The sequence below is a fragment of the Hymenobacter cheonanensis genome (assembly GCF_030581075.1).
Lineage (GTDB): Bacteria > Bacteroidota > Bacteroidia > Cytophagales > Hymenobacteraceae > Hymenobacter.
In genome coordinates this window covers 85,825-100,995 of record NZ_JAUQSW010000011.1, presented here as the reverse complement: position 1 = coordinate 100,995, position 15,171 = coordinate 85,825, and the positions used below count along the sequence as shown (strand labels likewise).

The window sequence follows — 15,171 nt, the reverse complement described above, 5'->3', positions numbered from 1 at the left end:
CCCTATCTTCGCGGAGGTCATTACGCTAGTTTATCATTTATGTCACGTAAACAACTGCTTGCTCGCCCCTCGCTGGCGGTACTGGTGGTGCTGGCGCTGGTAGCCGCTTTTATGCCGCACCACCACCCCGATGCGGCCCCCAATACACTCGCTACCGCCGACATTGCCTGGATGCTGTTTTCCACGGCCCTGGTGCTGCTGATGACGCCCGGGCTAGCTTTCTTCTACGGCGGCATGGTAAACCGGGGCAACATCATCTCGACGATGCTGCAGAGCTTTATCTCGCTAGGCGTCATCTCGTTGCTGTGGTACGTGGTGGGTTTTTCGCTAGCCTTTGGCGATGACATCGGGGGCGTGATTGGCGACCCGCGCACGTTTTTCATGTTCAATAATGTGGGCACGGCGCCGCATCCCACGCTAGGGGCCGGGCTGCCGCTGGTGCTGTTCGCGGCGTTTCAGCTCAAGTTTGCCATCATCACGCCGGCGCTCATCAGCGGGGGCTTTGCCGAGCGCATCCGCTTCTGGGGCTATCTCATTTTTATCTGTCTCTTTAGTCTGCTCATTTACTGCCCACTGGCGCACTGGGCCTGGCACCCGCAGGGCTTTCTCTTTAAGTGGGGCGTGCTCGACTTTGCGGGCGGCACGGTGGTGCACATTTCGGCGGGCTTTGCGGCGCTGGCCGGGGCGCTGGCCATTGGCCGCCGCCGGGCGCACCTCGATGGCCACGCGCACACGCCGGTCAATATTCCATTCGTCATTCTGGGCACCGGCCTGCTGTGGTTTGGCTGGTTTGGCTTCAATGCCGGCTCGGCACTGGGGGCCAATGCCCAGGCCGTGCAGGCGTTCGTGACCACGCACTTCGCCTCGGCCGCCGCTATGCTGACGTGGATGGTGCTGGAAGCCGCCCGCGGCCAGCGGCCCTCGGCCATGGGCGCGGCGGTGGGCGCCGTGGTGGGGCTGGTGGCCATTACGCCGGCGGCGGGCTACGTGGCCTACGGGCCGGCCATTGCTATTGGCATTCTGGCTTCGGGCGTGAGTTTTGGGGCCGTTATTCTGAAAAACCGTACTACGCTCGATGACACGCTCGACGTGTTTCCGTGCCACGGCGTGGGCGGCATCGTGGGGATGCTGGCAACCTCGCTGTTTGCGCAAAAGGGCGGCCTGTTCACGGGCGGCGGCCCGGCGCTGCTCTATTCGCACCTGCTCACCCTAGTGGTAGTGGGCATCTTTACCTTCGGTGGCTCGTGGCTTTTATACCGGGTTACTAACTTTATCGTGCCCATCCGGGTAAATGCCGAAAACGAGACGCACGGCCTCGACACCAGCCAGCACGGCGAAACCCTGCTGGCCGCCTGATATCCGCCCGGCAGCTAGCCCGGTGGCCCGCTGCCCATGACCCAGTTATTTTTTTCGGAATACGAAGCCAACCCACCCCTAGCCCCCCGGCCCCTCGTACTAGTGGGCGCCGGGGGGCTAGGCCGCGAAATAGCCCAGTTGGTAGCCCAAATAAACGAGGCCGGTGATACTGCCTGGGACCTGCGCGGCTTTTACGACGACCGCGCGCCCGCCGCGCCTACCGTGGGCGGCCTCCCCTACCTCGGCACCGTGGCCGACCTCCTGGCCACGGCTATCCCCCTGGCGGTGGCCGTGGCCGTGGGCAGCAGCGCGGGCCGGGCCGCCGTGGTGGGCCGCCTGGCGGCGGCGGCGCAGCTCTCGTTTCCAGCGCTGGTGCACCCGCAGGTGGCGCTGCGCCCGGCGCAGCGCATTGCGCTGGGCGAGGGCTGCCTGATTCAGCGCGGCTGCATTCTCACCTGCGATATCACGCTGGGCCGCTTCGTGCTTCTGAACCTGGGCTGCACCCTGGGCCACGATGCCGTGCTTGAAGATTTTTGCTCGCTCATGCCCCACGCCAACGTGGGCGGCGCGGCCCACCTGGGGCCCGGCGTATACCTGGGCACCAATGCCACCGTTATCCACCAGGTGCGGGTGGGCGCGCGCACTACCGTGGGCGCCGGCGCCGTGGTAGTGCGCGACCTGCCCGCCGGCTGCACCGCCGTGGGCGTGCCCGCCCGGCCTGGCGGCAAGGCAGAGTTATGAGTTAAAAGTCAGGAGTTAGGAGTTGATTTAGTCGCTCTACTCACTGCTTTTGATTCCTAACTTTTAACTCATAACCCCTAGCTATCTCTTGGACCGCATCTACCTTTCGCCTCCCCACCTGGGCCGCCACGAGCTAAACTACCTGCACAAGGCGGTGGAAGACAACTGGGTAGCCCCGGTGGGGCCCAACCTGGATGGCTTCGAGGCCGACATTTGCGCGGCGGTGGGCGTGCCCTACTGCGTGGCGCTCAACTCGGGCACGGCCGCCCTGCACCTGGGGCTGCTGCTGCTGGGCGTGGGGCCGGGCGATGAGGTGCTGTGCCCTTCGTTCACGTTTGTGGCCACGGCCAATGCCATTCTGTATTGCGGGGCCACGCCGGTGTTTGTCGATAGCGAGGCCGACACCTGGAACATGTGCCCCGTGCGCCTGCGCGAGTCCCTTGAAGACCGCATCCGGCAGGGCAAGAAGCCGAAAGCCCTGCTGCTGGTGCACCTCTACGGCATGCCCGCCCTGCTGCCCGAGCTGCTAGCCCTGGCCACCGAGTTTGGGCTGCCCGTGCTGGAAGATGCGGCCGAGGCGCTGGGCTCGCAGTGGCAGCACCAGCCGCTGGGCGGCTTCGGCCGGGTGGGCGTGTTTTCGTTTAACGGCAATAAGATACTGACCACCAGCGGCGGCGGCGCCCTCGTAACCTACGACAAAGAGCTGGCCCAGCGCGCCCGCTTTCTGGCTACCCAGGCCAAGGATGCGGCCCCGCACTATCAGCACTCGCAGGTGGGCTACAACTATCGCCTCTCCAACCTGCTGGCCGGCATTGGCCGCGGCCAAATGGAGCTGCTGCCCGACCGGGTGAAGCGCCGCCGCGAGATTTTTAACTGGTATCGCGAGCAGCTGGCTAGCCTGCCCGGCCTGGCCATAGCCCCTGCTACCGAGCGGCCCGGCAGCCATTCCAACCGCTGGCTGACTACCCTTTTGCTCGACCCAGCCGCCACCGCCGCCACCCCCGAAACCGTGCGCCAACACCTCGAAACGCGCCGCATCGAAAGCCGCCCGCTCTGGAAGCCGCTGCACTTGCAGCCGCTCTTTGCTGAGGCGCCCAGGTATGGCGGCGCCGTGTGCGCCGACCTTTTTGCCCGGGGCCTGTGCCTGCCCAGCGGCACCGCTATGGGCGAAGAGGAGCTGCGCCGCGTAGCCAAAGCCCTGCGCGAAGCCCTGGCCTAAAAGTCATTTTGGCTAGCGCCAATCGCTGTACCTCAATCATTTACCTAGAGACACGGCGCAGCAGCAAGGCGAACCGCCGAAGTATACTTGTTCCGCTACGCTCGCAACAACGACTGCTCTGAAGCCCTTAAGAGCAGTTCGGACAGCTCCTTAAAGAAGCAGCGACTCGGTTCTCTTCAGGGAGCCGCTGTTTATAGCTCCGCTAGCCCTAGCGTGCTGGCAGCAGGCCGGCCAGCTCTTGCGCTACTTCGGCCAGCAGCGGCCGGGCCACCACTGCCGGCTGCTGGCAGCGCCGCTGCAAAGCAGCCAGGGCGGCTAGCGGGGCCGCTTCGCCGGTGGGGCAATGGGCCAGCAGCTCTTCGAGCAGGCAGCCGAAGGCGCGGGCCTCCAGCTGCTGCAAGGCGCGGGCGCCGGGAGCCGCCGCGTCGAAGAAGCTGGCCGCGCCAAAGTCGCCCAGCAAGGCATCGCCGGCCCTCGTCGCCAGGATGTTGTGGGCGTATAAGTCGCCGTGCACAATGCCCTGCGCGTGCAGGTGCGCCGCCGCCGAGGCAATGCCGTGGGCCAGGCGCACGGCCGCCGCCAGCCCGAACGTGGTGCCCGGGGCGTACACATCGCGGGTGCAGGTAGCCAGGCTGGGCGGGCCGGCCAGGTTGCCATACGCGGGGTCGATGAGGTCCAGCACCAAGCCCTCGGCGCCGGCCGGGTGCTGGGTTATTTTGCCTTCTACCGCAATCAGGCCAGGGTGCTGGCCGGCGCCGATGCAGGCGGCCATCTCGCTGGCGGGCAGGCCGTCGCTCGTCACGGCGCCCTTAAAAAGCTTCACGGCAACTTCCCGGTCCGGCTGGCCGGCGCGCGCCCAGCGCGCCTGGTAAATGACGCCCGACGCGCCCTCGCCCAGCTGCTGCTGCACCGTTAGGGCGGGCCAGGCAATGGGCTCGGTGGGGTGCCGGGCTACTACGGCCGCCTCGGCCTCGGCGCAAAAGGGGTTGCCCGCGTAGGCTAGCCAGCTTAGGCGGGGCAGGGCTAGCAGCCAGGCGGGCAGCTCTTCGAGCTGGTTGGCCGCAATGCGCAGCAGCTCAAGCTGCGTGCACCGGGCCAGCTCGGCGGGCAGGTGGCGCAGGCGGTTGCCGGCCAGCATCAATTTTTGCAGTTGCGTGCACCGGCCAATTTCGGGCGGCAGGCTCTCAAGCTCGTTATCGGTGAGAACGAGCCAGCGCAGGGCGGGCGGCAAGGCGGCGGGCGGCAGCGTGCGAATTTTATTTGCCTTGAAGCCCACCATTGTCAGTTGGGGGCACTCGCCCAGCACTTCGGGCACGGCGGCAAACTGATTATCGGAGCAAAACAGCACTTGCAGCCGGTGCAGGCGCCCCAGGCCGGCCGGCAGCGCCGACAGCCGGTTGCCCGACAAGTTGAGGATTTCGAGCGAATCGGCAAGGTCAAAAATTTCTTCCGGGAACTCGGTGAGGCCCGCCGATAAATCGAGGCGGCGCGTGCCCGCGAGCTGGCCGGCGCGGAGTTGGGCTAGGGTGTGCATGGGGCACAAAGGTCGGGCTAGACCGGGCAAGGCGCCGGGAAACTACTCCCAAAGCCAACACTAGCCCCGCGGTAGACTATCAATTTCGAGCAGTATGCCCACAAAAAAGCCCACCGGGCGAAGGAAATCGCCGCCCGGTGGGCTAGCTCGCGCGTTTGCTTTAGGCTAATTCCACGCCCAGCGCGTGCTCCAGGTCTACGAGCAGGTCGGCTACTTCCTCAATCCCCACGCTCAGGCGCAGCACGCCGGGTGTGATGCCCAGCGCCGCCCGCTGCGCCGGCGTGAGGCCCCGGTGCGAGGTGGCAGCCGGATACGAGCACGACGAGGCCACCCCCGCCAGCGACGGGGCCAGCGGAAACAGCTTGCTGCGCTGAATAAACGCCTCCACGGCTGCCGCCGAATCGTCGGCCAGCCGGATGCTGAGCATGCCGCCGTAGAGGCCCCCTAGCAGCTGATGGGCGGCCAGGTCGTGGCCGGGGTGGCTCTCCAAACCAGGGTAAAATACCTGCGCCACGGCCGGGCTATCGGCCAGGAAGCGCGCCACGGTGAGGGCATTGTCGGAGTGCTGGCGCATGCGCAGGCGCAGAGTTTTGAGGCCGCGCAGGGCTAGCCAGCTTTCCAGGGGCGCCAGCATCAGGCCGAGGTTGGTGGCCAGGCGGCGCAGGTTTTTATTGAGGGCCGGGTCGCGAGCCACCACTACGCCGGCCGTCACGTCGGAGTGGCCGGCCAGGTACTTGGTGGCCGAATGCCACACCATGTCGGCGCCCCAGCCCAGCGGCTGCGTGAGCATGGGCGAGGTAAACGACGAGTCGATGAGCAGCAAAATGCCCTCGGCCTGGCAGGCCTGGGCCAGGCGCGGGCCATCCAGCACCACCAGCAGCGGGTTGCTCAGCACCTCGGCCAGCACCAGCCTGGTGTTGGGCTGGCGGTGGCGGGCCACATCGTAGAGGTCAGCCAGCGGCACGTAGCTCGTTTCGATGCCCAGGCGCGTCAGCTCATTCGAAAGCAGCACCACCGAGCCGCCGTAAAGCTCGGCGGGGCACAGCACATGGTCGCCGGCCTGGCACACGGCCAGCACGGCGGCCAGCAGGCCAGCCAGGCCCGAGCCGGTAGCCACGCCGCCGCTAGCCCCTTCGAGCTTGGCTACCTCGGCCACAAACTCGTCGGAGTTGGGGTGCTCGGAGCGCGAGTAGCCGTACATACCGCCGTGGTCGGGCGCGGTGTAGTATTCTTCCAGCTCGGCCAGCGAGCTGAATTTGAAGACCGAAGTCTGGTAAATCGGGGTAACTTTCGGGTGAATCGGGGTCAGGTCCATAAGTGGAGCGAAGGTAGCGCCGGGGCCGTTTACCCCACTCGCCTACTGCGTGCGGCGCACTTCGCTATCGGCAGTTTTTGCCTCATTTTCGGCCTCTACTACGCGCTCGGCCTTGGCCGTAAGGGTATCGGGCATGAGGTGTTGCAGCGCCAGGTTTTCGCGGGCAAATACCTGCATGAGCACAATAAAATACGACAGCAGCAACGGCCCGATTACCAGGCCCACAATGCCAAAAATCTCGACGCCCAGCGTGAGGCCCACCAGCGTTACCCAGGGGTGAATATTGCCCATGTACTTGGCTAGCCAGATGCGCAGCAGGTTATCCACGTTGATAATCACAATCACCCCAACCAGCAGGATGCCAATACCTTGGCTGTTATGGCCTTGCGCAAACTGATAGATGGCGGCCGGCCCCCACACCAGGGGCGTGCCCAGCACCGGAATAAAAGCCATGAAGAAGGCTATTATCGTCCAGAACATCGCATCGGGCACGCCAAATATCCAGAGCGTGGCGCCCGTGAGCAGGCCCTGCACCAAGGCCACAATGCCCTGCCCCAGCACGTTCGAGTTCACGTTGTTTTTAAGCGAAATACTCAGCTCGTCCATTGTCTTTTCGCGGAAGGGCAGGTAGCGGTGCAGGCCGGCCAGAAAGGCCTCCTCCTGCATGAACAGATAGTACATCGTAAAAAGCATCAGGCCCACCACCACGATGACATTGAGCACGCTGCTGGCCAGGGTGGGTATCCACTGGCTCACGCGGGCGGCGCCCTGTTGCAACAGCTGGCGCACCTGGTTTTCCTGGGTCACCTGCATCCCCACCTTGCGCTCCACGCTTTGCACGGCCTGCAATAGTTGCTCGGGGTGCTTGGCTAGCTCCGCCACCCGGTCGATGAGCAGCGAGGTGAGCGCGAAAAACGGGATTACCAGCACCACCACGGCAAACAGCAGCAAAAAAACCGTGACGGCGGTCCGGTTCCACTGGCGTTTGTGTACCAGGGCCGTAAACCAGGGCCGCAGCACCACATACAGAATACCTGCGCCCAGGAAGGCGGTCAGGTATTGCAAAAGCCCAAAAAAGGACAACAGCCCTAGCACTATCAGCGTGATGATAAGCAGCACAAACCGCTGTTTCGGAGAGTAAATATTCGTTTCGGCGGCGTGCGTCATAGGGTAAAAATAAGCTTACAATGTTGCCAGCTCCGCTGCATATTGCTGGCACTGGGCTGTAAAGGCAGGATATTTGCGCAGCCGGTTCAGGTAGCCCTGCGCGGCGGTCTTATCCTTAAGGTTCAGGCTAATTCGCAGCAGATTGTTGATATTCTGCGGGTCGTTCGGGTCGCGTTTATCCGCCTGCGCAAACCACTTATACGCTTCCGCGCTGTTATCGGTGAAGGCGTAGTAGTTGCCCTTGTTGAAATACCCCAGCGAACTGTTCGGGTAGTATTGTAGCAGCAGCTCGGCCAGGGCTAGCCCGTGCCGGTAGCCTTCGGCCGTTTCGCTCTGCCAGTAGGGCACCATGTATTCTTCCAGGCTGCCGGCTACAAACTCGGCTTCGGGCGCCGGCAGGGCACTGCCATCGCGCCAGCGCCAGGGCTGGCCCGCCGCCGAGGCCCGCCAGGCCAGCGCGTCGCGCAGTATGGTCAGCTGCTGCTCGGGGTCGTGTTTAAGCTCGGCGGCCTTGGCCAGCCCAAAGCGAATGTCCAGCCGGCCGGGGGCCAGCGCCAGGCCTTTGCGCAGCACATCCATGGCCTGCTGCACTTTCAGGGGGTTGTAGCCGCCACCCCCAATGCTGCCTACCTCCTTCCCGGTTTTAGGGTCGGTAATGCTGAACTCGCCGCCCTGCGCGGACTTTGTCGACACGTTCAGTACTTCGGCTTCGCTCAGCATGAGGTTGAACTTAGCTACGTAAAGGTCGGGGTCCTGCGGCTGGGCTTTTTCCCACTGGGCCACTACCGCCCTGGCTTCCTGGGTTTTGCCCTGGCGCATCAAGGCCTGGTATTTTTCCCGAAATCCGGGGCCGGGGGCCATGCTCATCAATCCGACAGCCAGCCAGAGCCAGCCCAGTACCGTACCAAAACGCATACACTAACAGGGGGTTAAAAGGGAGGTCCCCAAGATACGCGCCCGCTCTTTTCCTCAGCCGCACCCACAAAAAAAGCGCCCGCGCCGGCCATAGCCAGCGCGGGCGCTCCCGCAGCTTCCAAGTACTTGCCGGCTAGGCCGAGGCCGATTCAGCCAGCACTATTACCTGGTTGTGCAACACTTCTACAATGCCGCCGCTGATGTGGAACGTGCCACCGCCCGCCCCCGTCACCGTCACGTCGCCAGCCTTGAGAGCCGCAATTAGTGGCGCGTGGTTATTGAGCACTTCAAACGAGCCATCGGTGCCCGGAAACCGCACCGACGTGGCTTCGCCGTCATAAACTTTCCGGTCGGGGGTGATGATTTCGAGATGCATGGTTTTCAGTTAATTAACTAGCAAAAAGAATGTCATGCCGACGAAGGAGGCATCTTGCTCGAATCGTTGGAGTAGTACTCAACGGTGCGAGCGAGATGCTTCGCTTTGCTCAGCATGACGTTCTGCTGTTCTACTACTTGGCTTCCGCCATCAGGCGCTCGCCCTTCGCTACGGCGTCCTCAATGTTACCTACCAGGTTGAAGGCCGACTCCGGGAGGTGGTCGTACTTACCGTCGATGATTTCGTTGAAGCCCTTGATGGTGTCCTTGATGTCAACCAATACACCTTGCAGGCCGGTAAACTGTTCGGCCACGAAGAAGGGCTGCGACAGGAAGCGCTGCACGCGGCGGGCGCGGTTCACGGTCTGCTTGTCTTCCTCCGATAGCTCGTCCATACCCAAGATGGCGATGATGTCCTGCAGCTCTTTGTAGCGCTGCAAAATCTCCTTCACGCGCTGGGCGGTGTTGTAGTGCTCGTCGCCGAGGATGGTGGCGTCGAGGATGCGCGAGGTCGAGTCGAGCGGGTCAACAGCCGGGTAGATGCCTAGCTCGGCAATCTTACGACTCAGTACCGTGGTGGCGTCCAAGTGGGCGAAGGTGTTGGCCGGGGCCGGGTCGGTCAAGTCATCGGCCGGTACATACACGGCCTGCACCGAGGTAATCGAGCCGCGCTTGGTCGAGGTAATGCGCTCCTGCATGGCACCCATTTCGGTGGCTAGGGTAGGCTGGTAACCTACGGCCGACGGCATCCGGCCTAGCAGAGCCGATACCTCCGAGCCCGCCTGCGTGAAGCGGAAGATGTTGTCGATAAAGAACAGGATGTCGCGGCCGGCGCCGGTGCCGTCGCCATCGCGGAAGCTCTCGGCAATGGTCAGGCCCGACAGCGCTACGCGGGCGCGGGCTCCGGGAGGCTCGTTCATCTGGCCAAACACGAGGGTAGCCTGCGATTTTTCCATCTCGGCCATGTCCACTTTGCTCAGGTCCCAGCCGCCCTCTTCCATCGAGTGCTTGAAGGCATCGCCGTAGCGGATGATATTGGCTTCGATGAATTCGCGCAGCAGGTCGTTGCCCTCGCGGGTACGCTCGCCCACGCCGGCAAATACCGACAGGCCCGAGTAGGCCTTGGCCACGTTGTTGATAAGCTCTTGAATCAGAACGGTTTTGCCCACGCCGGCACCCCCAAACAAGCCAATTTTGCCGCCCTTTACATAAGGAGCCAGCAGGTCAATTACTTTGATGCCGGTGAAGAATACTTCCGACGAGGTAGCCAGCTCCTCAAACGCCGGGGCGTTGCGGTGAATGGGCAGGCCGCCGGTGCTCACCGGCTGCGGAATACCGTCAATGGCCTGGCCGATAACGTTGAACAGACGACCTTTCACGCCGTCGCCGGTAGGCATCGTGATGGCGTGGCCCAGGCTGCGCACTTCGGCGCCGCGGGTCAGGCCCTCGGTCGAGTCCATGGCGATGGTGCGCACCCGGTCTTCGCCCAGGTGCTGCTGGCACTCCAGCATGACCACCTGGCCGTTGTCTTTGGTTACTTCCAGGGCGTCGAAGATGTTGGGGAGGTCGCCTTCACCCGCGAAGCTCACGTCCACCACGGGGCCGATAACCTGGGTGATTTTGCCCGAATTCGCCATTTGCTTGGGTTTTACTAGGTTTTACTAAGTTATTATCCTTTTGAGGGTGCAAAAGTACGCCGCAAACCCCTCTTTTCAAAGCTGAAGCCCCGATGAATGTGCCCCCCACCCCAGCAGCCCGGAAAGCGCCTTGCCGACCTGGCCACGCACTTTTTTGAAAAATTTTTGCCCTGGCTCTTGCCTCGTATTATTCTCGTAGTACCTTTGCAGCCCCGAACAGCACACCGCTCTACGGGAAATTGTCCGATGGTGTAACTGGCAACACGCTTGATTTTGATTCAAGAAAGTCCAGGTTCGAGCCCTGGTCGGACAACTTCGACACCGCTCGACAATTTAGCAAAGGCGCTGGCTTCTCCCCTCCGGGAGCAAGTTGGCGCCTTTCGCTTGTTAAATCTCCCTTCTACTCTGCGCCTGCCGGCCTGCTTACTTGCAGGCTAGCAGGCGTTTTGCTTTCCCTTCTGTCATGGACCCTCACGTAAAACTATTCGCCGGCAGCGCCTCCCAGGAGCTTGGCCGCAAAATTGCCGCCGCCTACGGCCAGCCCCTGGGCGACCTGACGCTGCAACGCTTCGCCGACGATGAGCTAAGCCCCAGCTTCGACGAGAGCGTGCGCGGCTGCGAGGTTTTTCTCATTCAAAGCACCTTCCCCCCCAGCGAGCACCTCATGGAGCTGATGCTGATGGTGGATGCCTGCAAGCGCGCCTCGGCCCACAAGGTCAATATCGTGATGCCTTACATGGGCTACGCCCGCCAGGACCGCAAGGACAAGCCGCGCGTGAGCATCGGGGCCAAGGTGGTGGCCAATATTATTCAGAGCGTGGGCACCGACCGCCTGATGACCTGCGACCTGCACGCGGGTCAGATTCAGGGCTTCTTCGACATCCCGGTTGACCACCTCGACGGGGCCACCGTGACGGCGCCCTACATCAAGTCGCTGAACCTGGCAAACCTCATCTTCGCCTCGCCCGACGTGGGCGGCGTGGTGCGCACCAGGGCCTTTGCCAAGAAGTTTGGGGCCGAGATTGTGGTGTGCGACAAGATGCGCCTGCGGGCCAACGAAATTGCCTCCATGCAGATTATCGGCGATGTCAAAGGCATGGACGTGGTGTTTGTGGATGACATGGTAGACACGGCCGGCACCATCTGCAAGGCCGCCGACCTCGTGATGGAGCGCGGCGCCAACTCGGTGCGCGCCGTTATCACGCATCCGCTGCTGAGCGGGCCGGCCCACAGCCGCATTCGCGCCTCGGCTCTCACCGAGCTTATTACCACTGACACCATTCCGCAGCGCGAGGCGAACGAGAAGGTGCGCGTGATTTCGCTAGCCCCGCTTTTTGCCGCCGCCATCCGCAACGTGGTCACGCACGAGAGCATCAGCTCGCTATTCAGCTAGGGGCAAGTTTTTCTAAGCAAAGGTTTTAAAACTTAGAAGGCCGCTCAACCAAAAGTTGAGCGGCCTTTTAACGGGTTGCTGGTTGCAGTTTACTTGCTGGCCGGCAGCACTTCTACATCCAGGAAGCTGTCGCCGTACACACTGTGGGTGGCTTTCACGTAGTCGCTCTCGCTAGCCTTATAAGGGTTGGGCACGAACGTTTGCGGGTTGCGCGCAATGAAGGGAAACCACGTACTCTGCACCTGCACCATAATACGATGGCCCTTCCTGAAGGTATGCAGCACGTCTTGCAGCCGGAAGTTGACGTCGGTTTTCTGGTTGGCCACCATGGCCTCGGGCTTCTCAAAGCTGTTGCGAAAACGGGCGGGCATTACTTCCGAGCGCACCATTTGCCAGTAGTTGCTGAGGATGATGTTCTTGTTGGGCATGTAGTCGTTGTTGCGCTCATCGGCCGGGTACACGTCTATAAGCTTCACCACCCAGTCGGCATCGGTGCTGGTGCTGGCCACTTTGAGGTTGGCCATAATTTCTCCCCCTAGCGTCACGTCGTCGGTCAGTACATCGGTCTGGTACACCAGCACATCGGGGCGGCGGCCAGCAAAACGCTGGTCCTCGCTCATGTAGTTGTGCGGCGTAAAGCCCATCGTCGTGGTGTTGTCCTCCGTGTAAGGCACGGGCTTCAGCGGGTCACTCACGAAGCTCATGGCGCCGGGCGCGCCGGCCTGCTGGTCCAGCTTACCATTGGCGCTCAGGTAGAGCTTCTGGTGGGTGGCGGCTGCTGCTGGCCACTTAGCAAAGGTGTCCCACTGCTTCTTGCCTGTGTCATACACGTAGGCTTCGGGCAGGCCGGAGTTTTTATCGCCCGAGCCCTTGAGGAAATGCTCGAAAAACTTCGCCTCAATATTACGCTGGTAAAACGTGGCGATGCTGTCGCCGAAATACACGTTGCTGTGCATCGTGTGGCCGGTTTCGCGCGACCAGCGCCCGTGCCCGAATGGCCCCATCACCAGCGTGTTGTACGTGCCGGGGCTTTTCTGCTCAATGGTTTTGTAAATGGTGAGGGGGCCGCGTAAGTCCTCGGCATCAAACCAGCCACCCACCGTCATCACGGCGGGCTTCACGCCGGCAGTGTAGTGGGCGGGCAGGCCCCGCGACTTCCAAAACTCGTCGTAGTTGGGATGGTCGATGGTTTCCTGCCAGAAAAAGTTGTTGGCGTAGTACTTATCCACATTTTTCAACGGCCCTAGGTCAAGGAAGAACTGGTAGCCGTCGCGGGTACCCGGCTGGATGGTCTGCGCGCCGTACCAGGACTTGCTGGTCGTGTCGGGCTTCGGCACTCCAAACAAGGGAAAGGCAAAGAGGTAAGACTCCAGAAAAGCCCCATTGTGGTGAAAATCGTCGAAAAAGAAGTCCGATACCGGCGCCTGGGGCGACGATGCTTTCAGCGCGGGGTGGTTGGATAAAATACCGGCTGCCGTGTAAAAGCCGGGGTAAGAGATGCCCCACTGCCCCACCCGGCCGTTGTTATTGGCTACTTTTTTCACTAGCCACTCAATGGTGTCGTAGGTGTCCGAACCTTCATCCACGGCGGCTTTGCCTTTCTTGTTGTCGATAACAGGCGTCATGTTGGTAAAGGTGCCCTGGCTTTTCCAGCGGCCGCGCACATCTTGATACACAAAGATGTACCCCTGGCCCATCATGGTTTCGGAGGGGCCAAGGCGGGCCGGATAGCTGCCCACGCCATAGGGCGCAACGCTGTAGCAGGTGCGCTGCATCATGATGGGGTATTTCTTCCCGGCGCTTGCATCCTTGGGCGTATAAATAGCCGTGAACAGCTTTACGCCATCGCGCATGGTCACGTACACTTCCTGCTTGGTGTAGTGCTGCTGCGCGTAGCTGGCATTAGCCGGCACCGGAGCCTGCGCGCGCAGTGCGCCGCTGCACAACAGCAAAAGCCAGCTCAGAATAAGGTTTGTGGTCATAAGAGGAGAAAGTAAGAAATTGAAGCTTGCTTCAAAACAAAAGGGTGCCCGCAAGCAAAAAAGCAGGCTAGCTCGCTTGCCCGCTTGCCTGATAGCGAGGGGAGGGCTAGCAAATCTAGTGAAAAACCCCTACCTTTGCGGCCCGTTTGGCAAAGGATGCCTAGCGGATAATTCATTCCAAATCAACTTCTTTTATGAAAAGCCTGGAGATTGTAGGGTTTAAAAGAGCGAATCTCGGCAAGACGGATGCGAAAGCGCTGCGCCTCGACGCCCAAGTGCCTTGCGTACTGTACGGTGGCACCGACACGGTGCACTTCTCGGTGCCCGCCATCCTATTCCGCGAATTGCTGTACACCCCGGAGGCCCACATCGTGGACCTGAACGTGGAGGGCACGCACTACCGCGCCATCGTGCAGGACGCCCAGTTTCACCCCGTGAACGAGATGCTGCTGCACGTTGACTTCCTGGAATTGCAGGAAGGCAAAGAAGTGAAAATGGACATCCCCGTGAAATACATCGGCGTTTCGCCGGGCGTATTGGCCGGTGGCAAGCTGGCTAGCAAGCTGCGTAAGCTGAAGGTGAAGGCTACGGCCGACAACCTGCCCGACTACGTGGAAGTAGACATCAGCACCCTGGAACTGGGCAAGTCGGTGAAAGTGGGCGCGGTGCAAACCAACAACTACACCATCCTGACCAGCGCGCAGGCGCCGATTGCTACCGTAACCATCCCGCGCGCCCTGAAAGGCGAGATGGCCGCCAACAAGTAATACTCACGGATTGCGCGGATTTAAACGGATTTCACGAATTTAGTGAACGACGCTATTTCCGCTTACCGTACACAAAAAAGCCGCTTCAACCGAAGCGGCTTTTTTGTGCGCAGGATGACCTACTTCCGCCTACGCTATTAGTAGTCACCCACAAAATCCGTGAAATCCGTTTAAATCCGCGTAATCCGTGATTTATGAAATTCCTACTTCTTTGCCTTGGTAATATCGGGCCAGAGTATGCTGCTACCCGCCACAATATTGGCTTTATGGTGGCCGATTACCTGGCCCAAAAATTTGAGGCACCACGCTTCGAATTGGGGCGCCATGCCTTTACTACCGAGTTTAAAAGCAAGGGCCACACCTACGTGCTGGTGAAGCCCACCACGTTTATGAACCTGAGCGGCAAAGCGGCGGCGCACTGGCTGAGCACGCTGAAAATTCCGGTTGAGCACATGCTGGTCGTTACCGACGACCTGGCCCTGCCCTTTGGCAAGCTGCGCCTGAAAGGCCAGGGCTCGGCCGGCGGCCACAATGGGCTCAAGGACATTCAGGCCACGCTGGGCACCGATGTGTACGCGCGCCTGCGCTTTGGCGTGGACGCTAATTTTCCCAAAGGCCGGCAGGTCGATTATGTGCTGAACCCTTTCTCGGCCGACGAGCAGATTGATTTACCGCTGCGCATCGAAAAAGCCGGCGACGCCATACTGGCCTTCGGGGCGCTAGGGCTGGAGCGGGCGATGAACGTGGTAAACGTCAAATAAAAAAGCCGG

The 15,171-nt window shown here is 61.5% G+C and carries 13 protein-coding genes and 1 tRNA gene; 7 read left to right on the top strand and 7 right to left on the bottom strand.

All coding sequences use genetic code 11. From position 1 onward, the window contains the following. Positions 1–39: 39 nt before the first annotated feature. From Q5H89_RS18785 to Q5H89_RS18775, 3 genes are all read left to right on the top strand, one after another. Complete coding sequence (locus tag Q5H89_RS18785) at positions 40–1,356, top strand: ammonium transporter (protein WP_305020892.1); 1,317 nt, start codon at positions 40–42, stop codon at positions 1,354–1,356. A 36-nt stretch (positions 1,357–1,392) separates the two neighbouring features. After that, the gene (locus tag Q5H89_RS18780) at positions 1,393–2,097 is read left to right on the top strand and encodes an acetyltransferase (protein WP_305020891.1); all 705 of its coding nucleotides are present in this window, start codon (positions 1,393–1,395) and stop codon (positions 2,095–2,097) included. An 88-nt stretch (positions 2,098–2,185) separates the two neighbouring features. Then, positions 2,186–3,316, top strand: a complete 1,131-nt coding sequence (locus Q5H89_RS18775; protein WP_305020890.1) for an aminotransferase class I/II-fold pyridoxal phosphate-dependent enzyme — start codon at positions 2,186–2,188, stop codon at positions 3,314–3,316. 208 nt (positions 3,317–3,524) lie between these two features. Here the strand turns inward: Q5H89_RS18775 and Q5H89_RS18770 are convergent, their stop codons facing one another. The 6 genes from Q5H89_RS18770 to atpD form a co-directional block, all read right to left on the bottom strand. Then, positions 3,525–4,850 (bottom strand): leucine-rich repeat-containing protein kinase family protein, encoded by a 1,326-nt coding sequence (locus Q5H89_RS18770; RefSeq protein ID WP_305020889.1) that lies wholly within the window; start codon positions 4,848–4,850, stop codon positions 3,525–3,527. A 160-nt stretch (positions 4,851–5,010) separates the two neighbouring features. Next, positions 5,011–6,165: a trans-sulfuration enzyme family protein gene (locus tag Q5H89_RS18765; protein ID WP_305020888.1), complete on the bottom strand. Its 1,155-nt coding sequence runs from the start codon at positions 6,163–6,165 to the stop codon at positions 5,011–5,013. A 42-nt stretch (positions 6,166–6,207) separates the two neighbouring features. Then, the gene (locus Q5H89_RS18760) at positions 6,208–7,332 is read right to left on the bottom strand and encodes an AI-2E family transporter (RefSeq protein WP_305020887.1); all 1,125 of its coding nucleotides are present in this window, start codon (positions 7,330–7,332) and stop codon (positions 6,208–6,210) included. 15 nt (positions 7,333–7,347) lie between these two features. Next, entirely contained in the window at positions 7,348–8,247 is a 900-nt protein-coding gene (locus tag Q5H89_RS18755) for a hypothetical protein (RefSeq protein ID WP_305020886.1), read from the bottom strand. Positions 8,248–8,380: 133 nt separating this feature from the next. After that, positions 8,381–8,623 (bottom strand): ATP synthase F1 subunit epsilon, encoded by a 243-nt coding sequence (gene atpC, locus Q5H89_RS18750; protein ID WP_305020885.1) that lies wholly within the window; start codon positions 8,621–8,623, stop codon positions 8,381–8,383. A gap of 133 nt (positions 8,624–8,756) precedes the next feature. Beyond that, entirely contained in the window at positions 8,757–10,259 is a 1,503-nt protein-coding gene (gene atpD / locus Q5H89_RS18745) for a F0F1 ATP synthase subunit beta (protein WP_305020884.1), read from the bottom strand. 240 nt (positions 10,260–10,499) lie between these two features. Here atpD and Q5H89_RS18740 point away from each other — a divergent pair. Beyond that, positions 10,500–10,572: transfer RNA gene (locus Q5H89_RS18740), tRNA-Gln, on the top strand. Between the two features lie 150 nt (positions 10,573–10,722). Further along, positions 10,723–11,652: a ribose-phosphate pyrophosphokinase gene (locus Q5H89_RS18735; RefSeq protein WP_305020883.1), complete on the top strand. Its 930-nt coding sequence runs from the start codon at positions 10,723–10,725 to the stop codon at positions 11,650–11,652. 89 nt (positions 11,653–11,741) lie between these two features. On the opposite strand, the gene Q5H89_RS18730 is transcribed toward Q5H89_RS18735, so the two are convergent. Continuing rightward, positions 11,742–13,634, bottom strand: coding sequence for a CocE/NonD family hydrolase (locus Q5H89_RS18730; RefSeq protein WP_305020882.1), 1,893 nt, complete (start codon positions 13,632–13,634; stop codon positions 11,742–11,744). 194 nt (positions 13,635–13,828) lie between these two features. Here Q5H89_RS18730 and Q5H89_RS18725 point away from each other — a divergent pair, with 194 nt between their 5' ends. After that, positions 13,829–14,401: a 50S ribosomal protein L25/general stress protein Ctc gene (locus Q5H89_RS18725; RefSeq protein WP_305020881.1), complete on the top strand. Its 573-nt coding sequence runs from the start codon at positions 13,829–13,831 to the stop codon at positions 14,399–14,401. 194 nt (positions 14,402–14,595) lie between these two features. Beyond that, entirely contained in the window at positions 14,596–15,162 is a 567-nt protein-coding gene (pth, locus tag Q5H89_RS18720) for an aminoacyl-tRNA hydrolase (RefSeq protein ID WP_305020880.1), read from the top strand. Positions 15,163–15,171 lie beyond the last annotated feature (9 nt).